The 6,607-nt window shown below is 43.0% G+C and carries 5 protein-coding genes; 4 read left to right on the top strand and 1 reads right to left on the bottom strand.

The genetic code is table 11. The features are described 5' to 3' along the window. Positions 1 to 1,145: DNA gyrase subunit A (locus AB4496_RS05945; RefSeq protein WP_372130690.1), on the bottom strand; the 1,145-nt coding region annotated here is incomplete at its 3' end. A 258-nt stretch (positions 1,146 to 1,403) separates the two neighbouring features. On the opposite strand from AB4496_RS05945, the gene ubiG reads away from it, so the two are divergent. The 4 genes from ubiG (at position 1,404) to yfaE (ending at position 6,452) form a co-directional block, all read left to right on the top strand. Next, positions 1,404 to 2,150, top strand: a complete 747-nt coding sequence (ubiG, locus tag AB4496_RS05940) for a bifunctional 2-polyprenyl-6-hydroxyphenol methylase/3-demethylubiquinol 3-O-methyltransferase UbiG (RefSeq protein ID WP_065680458.1) — start codon at positions 1,404 to 1,406, stop codon at positions 2,148 to 2,150. A 504-nt stretch (positions 2,151 to 2,654) separates the two neighbouring features. After that, entirely contained in the window at positions 2,655 to 4,937 is a 2,283-nt protein-coding gene (gene nrdA, locus AB4496_RS05935; protein ID WP_009848849.1) for a class 1a ribonucleoside-diphosphate reductase subunit alpha, read from the top strand. 103 nt (positions 4,938 to 5,040) lie between these two features. After that, positions 5,041 to 6,174, top strand: a complete 1,134-nt coding sequence (gene nrdB / locus AB4496_RS05930; protein WP_004733365.1) for a class Ia ribonucleoside-diphosphate reductase subunit beta — start codon at positions 5,041 to 5,043, stop codon at positions 6,172 to 6,174. Next, positions 6,174 to 6,452: a class I ribonucleotide reductase maintenance protein YfaE gene (gene yfaE, locus AB4496_RS05925; protein WP_012604325.1), complete on the top strand. Its 279-nt coding sequence runs from the start codon at positions 6,174 to 6,176 to the stop codon at positions 6,450 to 6,452. Before nrdB ends, yfaE begins: the two co-directional genes overlap by 1 nt. Positions 6,453 to 6,607 lie beyond the last annotated feature (155 nt).

Raw genomic sequence — 6,607 nt, 5'->3', positions numbered from 1 at the left:
AGAGCTTCCAAGATATGTGCACGGTCGCGCGCTTTCTTCAATTCGAAGATAGTACGACGTGTCACAACTTCACGACGGTGATCAACAAAACACTTCAACATATCTTTAATGTTGAAAAGTTGTGGTTGGCCGTTGTTCAGAGCAACCATGTTGATGCCGAAAGTTGTTTGCAGTTGAGTTTGTGAGTAAAGGTTGTTTAGTACAACTTCACCGACAGCGTCACGCTTACATTCAATAACAATACGCATACCATCTTTATCAGATTCGTCACGCAGTGCACTGATGCCTTCAACTTTCTTGTCTTTTACAAGTTCTGCAATCTTCTCGATCAGACGAGCTTTGTTCACTTGATATGGAATTTCAGTAACGATAATTGTTTCTTTACCGTTCTTTTCCATTTCAATGTTCGCGCGCGAGCGCATGTAAACTTTGCCACGGCCAGTCTTATATGCATCGACAATGCCCTTACGGCCACTGATTAATGCTGCTGTCGGGAAGTCTGGACCCGGGATGTAGTCCATTAGCTCATCAATAGTGATGTCTTCATTATTGATAAATGCTAAACAGCCATCAACAACTTCGCCAAGGTTATGTGGCGGGATGTTGGTAGCCATACCTACTGCGATACCAGAAGCACCGTTAACCAATAGGTTTGGTATTTTTGTTGGTAAAACTGCTGGTATTTGCTCGGTTCCATCATAGTTAGGAACGAAGTCAACCGTATCTTTATCAAGATCCGTTAATAGCTCACCAGCTATTTTTGACATACGAACTTCGGTATAACGCATTGCCGCAGCTGAATCGCCGTCAACCGAACCAAAGTTACCTTGGCCATCGACTAACATATAGCGTAGTGAAAACGGCTGAGCCATACGAACAATTGACTCGTATACCGCACTATCACCGTGTGGGTGATATTTACCGATTACATCGCCTACTACACGAGCAGACTTTTTATATGCTTTGTTCCAATCATTACCTAATACATTCATCGCGAACAAAACGCGGCGGTGTACTGGTTTTAGGCCATCACGCACATCTGGAAGGGCACGACCAACGATGACGGACATCGCGTAGTCTAGGTATGAACCTCTAAGCTCATCTTCAATATTTACGGGCGTGATCTCTTTCGCTAGATCGCTCATAGAGCCATTTTCCCTCTATAGTCAGATCGTATTTTTGAATACGTATAAGACCGAAAAATATAACACAAATTTACCTACGGAGGCATCACTTTCCCTCTCCTTTTACCATCTTGTGACCCTTGTAGCCAATCTATTGATGAGAAATTGCACCTCAGCGTCATATCTTGCTGAAACATGGTCACTTTACACTCAATAAACTAGCAAAATTGTAGATCTTCTGGTCAGCAGGAAAAGGCAAGTTATAATGCCTGCAATTTCATGGATGCATTATTTAACTTGGAAATGCCGATTATGACTAAATCACAAAACGTAGACCCAGCAGAAATCAAAAAATTCGAAGACATGGCGTCGCGCTGGTGGGATCTAGAAGGCGAGTTTAAGCCACTACATCAAATCAACCCACTGCGCCTAAATTACGTTCTAGAGAAAACCGAAGGCCTATTTGGCAAAAAAGTTCTCGATGTTGGCTGCGGTGGCGGTATTTTGGCTGAGAGCATGGCCGTTGAAGGTGCGCTAGTCACTGGTTTAGATATGGGTAAAGAACCGCTAGAAGTCGCTCGTCTGCATGCATTAGAAACCGGCACCAAGCTTGATTACATTCAAAGCACCATTGAAGATCATGCTGAGCAAAACCCACAAACTTACGATGTGGTGACCTGCATGGAAATGCTAGAGCACGTACCAGACCCACAGTCGGTTATCTCGGCTTGTTCAAAGTTGGTTAAACCGGGCGGCCATGTGTTCTTCTCGACATTGAACCGTAACTTTAAGTCTTACCTATTCGCTATAGTAGGTGCAGAAAAGCTACTTAAGATTGTCCCAGAAGGTACTCACGACCACGAAAAGTTCATTCGCCCAGCGGAACTTATCAAGATGATAGACAACACTCCGCTGCAAGAATTGGGGATTACAGGACTGCACTACAACCCGTTAACGGACACTTATCGTTTGGGCACAAATGTAGATGTTAACTACATAGTCCACACGCAAAATCTCACCCAATAACTATTAATATCCCCAGCTTAAAATCTTTTAGAAAAAGACGATTGAAAAGAGTTGTAATTAACATAACTTTACGACTTTTTTCAGTCTAAATTTCGTGCGCTCGCTTCCATTTTGACCACCTAGATTTAATTTTAATCATCCAAAATCCATTGCCCATTTTGCTCAAAGATCAAGGGATTTTTTTTTATGTGTGCGCAAAAATAAAGCAACCTTAAAAGGCTATTTTTATACAATCAAGTCACATCGAACCTCGTCAGTTAGTGGTCACTTACAGTTTTTTTTCAATCCACCACTTATCCACAAGCACTCCCATTTCTTTACCTTGAAAAATATAAGCTGTAGCACTATCTTGTAACCCAACAAACAAATGACCCCTATATGTTGTGTTTGAACTACAATGTATGGGTAGACCAAGATCACAAAGCCGAAACGTAATTTACAAAAATTACACAGAAATACACAAAAACACGGCTTTGTTCAGTTTTGTTAGGGAAATTAAGCAGAATGAACCAACAACTTACTGTTACCAAACGTAACGGGCGCAAAGAAACAATCGATTTAGAGAAAATCCATCGAGTGATCACTTGGGCAGCTGAAGGCTTGCACAATGTTTCTGTATCACAAGTAGAATTGAAAGCTCACATTCAGTTTTACGATGGCATCACCACCACTGACATCCATGAGACAATCATTAAGTCAGCAGCGGATTTAATCTCTGAAGAGACTCCTGATTACCAATATCTAGCAGCACGTCTGTCAGTATTCCACCTACGTAAAAAAGCGTACGGCGAGTACGAGCCACCGGCTCTATATGACCACGTTGCAAAACTGGTTGATATGGGTAAATACGATAGCCACCTAATGGAAGACTACACGAAAGCTGAGTTTGACGAGCTTGACGCGTACATCGACCACAAGCGTGACTTAGACTTCTCTTATGCAGCGGTCAAGCAGCTTGAAGGTAAATACTTCGTGCAAAACCGTGTAACAAAAGAAATTTACGAGAGTGCTCAGTTCCTTTACATCCTAGTTGCTGCTTGTTTATTCGGTAAATACCCGAAATCAACTCGTCTGGATTACATCAAACGTTTTTACGACGCCTCATCTACGTTTAAGATTTCTCTACCTACACCAATTATGTCTGGTGTACGTACGCCTACTCGTCAATTCAGTTCTTGCGTACTGATCGAGTGTGGTGACAGCCTTGATTCTATCAACGCAACAGCAAGCTCTATTGTTCGTTACGTATCTCAACGTGCTGGTATTGGTATCAACGCAGGTCGTATCCGTGCGCTTGGTTCTGAAATTCGTGGTGGTGAAGCGTTCCACACTGGCTGTATCCCTTTCTACAAATACTTCCAAACAGCAGTAAAATGTTGTTCTCAAGGTGGTGTTCGTGGCGGTGCAGCAACCGTGTTCTACCCACTATGGCACGGTGAAGTTCAGTCTCTATTAGTACTGAAAAACAACCGTGGTGTTGAAGAGAACCGTGTTCGTCACATGGACTACGGCGTACAGCTTAATAAGCTTATGTACTCTCGTCTTGTTCAAGGTGGCAACATCAGCCTGTTCTCCCCTTCAGATGTACCTGGACTTTACGATGCGTTCTTCGAAAACCAAGAGCGTTTTGAAGAGCTGTACGTTAAGTACGAAAACGATCCTTCAGTGAAACGTGAAACTGTGAAAGCGGTTGAACTGTTCTCTCTACTAATGCAAGAGCGTGCTTCTACTGGTCGTATCTACATTCAGAACGTTGACCACTGTAATACACACAGCCCGTTTGATTCTGAAGTAGCTCCTGTTCGTCAATCGAACCTATGTCTAGAAATCGCGCTACCAACTAAGCCACTTTCTAACGTGGAAGATGACGAAGGTGAGATTGCACTGTGTACGCTTTCAGCGTTCAACCTTGGCGCAATCAATGAACTCGACGACTTAGCAGAGCTTTCTGAGTTGGTTGTTCGTGCACTTGATGCACTGCTTGATTACCAAGATTACCCGCTTCCAGCAGCATACAAATCGACAATGAATCGTCGTACTTTAGGTGTTGGTGTCATCAACTATGCATACTACCTGGCGAAGAATGGTGTTAAGTACTCTGACGGCAGCGCAAATGGCCTGACTCACCGTACTTTTGAAGCAATTCAATACCACTTACTAAAAGCGTCTGTTGAACTAGCGAAAGAACAAGGCCGTTGCCCATCTTTCCACGAGACCAACTACGCGAAAGGCCTACTGCCAATCGATACTTATAAAAAAGATATCGACTTAGTATGTGAAGAGCCTCTGCACTACGATTGGGACACGCTACGTGAAGAGATCATGGAGCACGGTCTGCGTAACTCTACGCTAACAGCGCTTATGCCTTCTGAGACTTCGTCTCAAATCTCGAACGCGACTAACGGTATCGAGCCACCACGTGGTTATGTATCAGTGAAAGCGTCGAAAGACGGTATCCTGAAGCAAGTTGTTCCTGATTTCTTAAATCTTAAAAACAACTACGAGCTACTTTGGAACATTGGCAATAACGACGGTTACCTACACTTAGTGGGTATCATGCAAAAATTCGTTGACCAAGCTATCTCTGCAAACACTAACTATGATCCAAGTGTTTACGACAGCGGTAAGGTTCCAATGAAGCAGCTGCTTAAAGACCTACTAACTGCATACAAGTATGGTGTTAAAACGCTTTACTACCATAACACGCGTGATGGTGCTAAAGACGACCAAGGCGATGCAGTTCAAGTGCCGGAAGAAGATTGTGAAGGCGGCGGTTGTAAGATCTAAACCGCAATAAACATTAAGACCCCAGAGAAGAGTTATCTTCTCTGGGTTTAAAGCATTAACAGGGTCCGTTTTATTGCGGGTCTTTAAAGGATTTGAGGCATTTATGGCTTACAGTACTTTTTCTCAACAAAAAAATGACCAACTAAAAGAACCAATGTTCTTGGGTCAGTCGGTAAACGTTGCACGTTACGACCAACAAAAATTTGAAATCTTCGAAAAGCTTATCGAGAAGCAGCTTTCTTTCTTCTGGCGCCCAGAAGAGGTCGACGTGTCTAGTGACCGTATCGACTACAACAAGCTTCCTGAGCATGAAAAGCACATCTTTATCTCTAACTTGAAGTACCAAACGCTTCTAGATTCTATCCAAGGCCGCAGCCCTAACGTTGCCCTACTTCCATTGGTATCACTACCAGAAGTTGAAACTTGGATTGAGACTTGGTCATTCTCTGAAACGATTCACTCTCGTTCTTACACGCACATCATCCGTAACATCGTAAATGATCCAGGCGTAGTATTCGACGACATCGTTGAAAACGAAGAGATCCTGAAGCGTGCTAAAGACATCGCGTTTTACTACGATGACCTAATCAAGCTAACGGCTGACTACCACCGCTACGGTGAAGGCAACCACAACATCAATGGCGAAGACGTTAAGATTTCACTTCATGACCTGAAGAAGAAGCTTTACGTATGTCTAATGTCTGTAAACGCACTGGAAGCGATTCGTTTCTACGTGAGTTTTGCATGTTCATTCGCATTCGCTGAACGTGAGCTAATGGAAGGTAACGCGAAGATCATCAAGCTAATCGCTCGTGATGAAGCACTTCACCTTACTGGTACACAGCACATGATCAACTTGCTGCGTAATGGCCAAGATGACTTCGAATTCATGCAGATCGCTGAAGAGTGTAAGCAAGAGTGTTTCGACCTATTCAAAGAAGCGGCTGAGCAAGAGAAAGAGTGGGCAGAATACCTATTCAAAGATGGCTCTATGATTGGTCTAAACAAAGATATTCTTTGCCAATACGTTGAGTACATTACCAACATCCGTATGCAAGCGGTTGGTCTAGGTACGGCTTACCCAGAAGCAACATCGAACCCAATTCCATGGATCAACGCTTGGTTGTCTTCAGATAACGTTCAAGTTGCTCCACAAGAAGCTGAAATCAGTTCTTACCTAGTTGGCCAAATCGACAACGAAGTAAAAGCTGACGACTTTGAAGGGTTTGAGCTGTAATGCCAACAATCAAAATCAACAAGCTGACTTCTATTGAATCTAACCCTTCAAATACTCTATTGGAAACAATGGAACAAGCAGGGTTAGAGCCAGAATACAACTGCCGAGATGGCCACTGTGGCGCTTGCCGCTGTACGTTGGATTCTGGTGAAGTCGAGTACGTTGGTTTTGCTATGGCTTACACACAAGGCGATGAAATTTTGCCTTGTATCTGTAAAGCAAAAACAGAACTATCGCTGAGTAACGTTATTCACAGAAATAAGCAAAAAAGTGCTTAATACTTGTACTTAGATCTTATACTTAGCACGATTAGTACAATGTTGAATCGTTAACAGAAAAGCTTAAAAATTTAAGGGCCCGATAATCTTCATTATCAGGCCCTTTTTGTATTTCATGTTGGCTCAATCATACAACTCGCTTATTGCACCAACTC

This window comes from Vibrio sp. 10N.222.46.A1, from assembly GCF_041473595.1.
Lineage (GTDB): Bacteria > Pseudomonadota > Gammaproteobacteria > Enterobacterales > Vibrionaceae > Vibrio > Vibrio tasmaniensis_A.
The sequence above is the reverse complement of the archived record's forward strand: the minus strand, read 5'-3'. Positions and strand labels throughout refer to the sequence as shown.